Origin of the sequence: Okeania sp. SIO3I5, assembly GCF_010672085.1 — a bacterium.
GTDB lineage: Bacteria > Cyanobacteriota > Cyanobacteriia > Cyanobacteriales > Microcoleaceae > Trichodesmium.
On the sequence record NZ_JAAHHT010000489.1, the window covers coordinates 1 to 2,021 of the forward strand.

General features: G+C 31.4%; 1 protein-coding gene and 1 pseudogene. Both read left to right on the top strand.

Annotated features, from left to right (window positions below; translation table 11 throughout):
* Nucleotides 1-524 precede the first annotated feature (524 nt).
* On the top strand, nucleotides 525-863 hold the full coding sequence (locus F6K40_RS39905; protein ID WP_293145781.1) for a transposase family protein: 339 nt from the start codon (nucleotides 525-527) through the stop codon (nucleotides 861-863).
* A 33-nt stretch (nucleotides 864-896) separates the two neighbouring features.
* Nucleotides 897-1,616 (top strand): annotated as a pseudogene (locus F6K40_RS39910) (ISAs1 family transposase); the annotation flags it as partial.
* Nucleotides 1,617-2,021 lie beyond the last annotated feature (405 nt).

Sequence of the window (2,021 nt, forward strand, 5' to 3'; positions counted from 1 at the left end):
CTTCTGCTTTTCTAGATTTATAGGTTTAACTACGAGGGAGGCTATAGACTTATGTCTTCCTCCGCTAGAAAGGATTTTCACCCATTTAAAATTAGGTCAATGGCTGTTGGCAAGTTTATGTTTTACACCCGTAAGGCACTATTATATCTAATAAACCTTTTCTTTGTCAAAGATGGATAAAAGTTGATAGATTTCTAGATCTTTCTATTGATTCGGCAAAACTTTACAATACTTACAAAACTTTTCTATTAGACATAAGAGAACAGGGAATAGGGAATAGGGAACAGAGAACAGGGAACAGAGAATAGGGAACAGGGAACAGGGAACAGGGAACAGATTTACGGTCAATGATTACGAATAATGATTTTTTAACTTTCCTGGCGGGAAGTCCCGCGCTCTCCATCCCCCCTAACCCCCCTTGGAAAGCAGGGCTTTTTCATTCTCGGCGATCGCCAAAAAAATAAAGGCGCTCTTTTCGTTGGTAAAATCAAAAAAGAGCACTTAATTTTTACTATAAACATATTATGATTAATAGCATACTTGAGAAGTTGAAAAAAGTCAATGATTTTCGTGAAAATCAGGGAAAAAGACATAAAATTTGGGTGGTGTTAAGTATAATAGTCTTAAGTATTTTAACCGGAAATAGTAGTTATAAACAGATAGAAATGTTTAGCAAAATCAATCAAAATAAACTAATAAATGTATTAAATATACCATCGAAAAAGTTACCTTCATATAGTACGATAAGAAGAGTAATGATGGGAGTAAAAGAGTCAGATATACAATTAATATTCAATGAAATAATATCAAATAATTATTCATTTTATGAAGAAGATTGGATTGGAATTGATGGAAAAAGTTGAAAAAATACTTTAACTAATTATGAACAAAAAGTCCAAAATATGTTAACAACAATATCATGCTTTAGTCAGAAAACAAAGCTAGTGGTTAAATCCCAAACATTTGAGAGTAAAAAAAGTTCAGAAATTAAGCAAGTGCAAGAACTGATAAGAGATTGCGGTTTAAAGAATAAAATATTTACTCTGGATGCACTTCATTGCAATAAACAAACAACTCAAACAATAATTGACAGTAAAAATGATTATTTGATTACGGTAAAAGCAAATCAGATAAAGTTATTTGAACGCTTAAAAAACCTAGCAAAAGTAGAGGAAGCAATCAGTATATATCAAGAAATGGATAAAAGTCATGGACGTCAAATAAAGAGAACAATTAGTGTATTTAAAGCCGAAAATATTAAACATAAAAATTATCCTCATATTCAAAGCTTTATTAAGGTAGATAGAACAGGACTAAGAGGAAATAAAAAGTTTGAAGAAACTTTGTATTATATTAGTAGTAAAGTGTTACCATCAGAAATATTTGCAGCGAAAATCAGAGGACATTGGTTAATAGAAAATCAAGTACATTGGGTAAAAGATGTAATTTTTAATGAAGATAAATCAAAAATAAAAAAGCTAGAAGCAGCTCGGAATCTTTCACTTTTATACACAATAATTATGAATGTTTACCGAAGTTTGGGTTTTGACTCAATAAAACAAGGAATGTATTGGTTAGGAAATAATTGGGATAAAATTTTAGCACTTTCTACTTAAATAGACAATAAAAATACATTTTTCATAAAATAAATTTTATAAACATTGAGAATAAAAGGATAAGCTTTTGTGTAAAAAGCATAGGCTTAAGTTTTTGCATCAAAAAAATAGAGAAAGTTATTTACCAGAAAAAATCAGAATAAATTAAATTAGAATTAAACCTTATGAGGGGGCAAAAACATAATTTTTTTTCCAAAAATTAACTACTAATTTTGGAGAATGAAAAAGCCCTGCTTTGGAAGGGGGGAGGGGGAGCGTCGGGATGAAAGCCTGGGCCAGGATTTGGATACCTTCATAAGCTAAACGTTTATATGCCCTTGACACTTTTAGGAGCATTTTGTTATTATCAATGTCAATACAGGGGGAGGACATCACCTCTGTCATGCGCAGCGGTCAGGGTTTCCC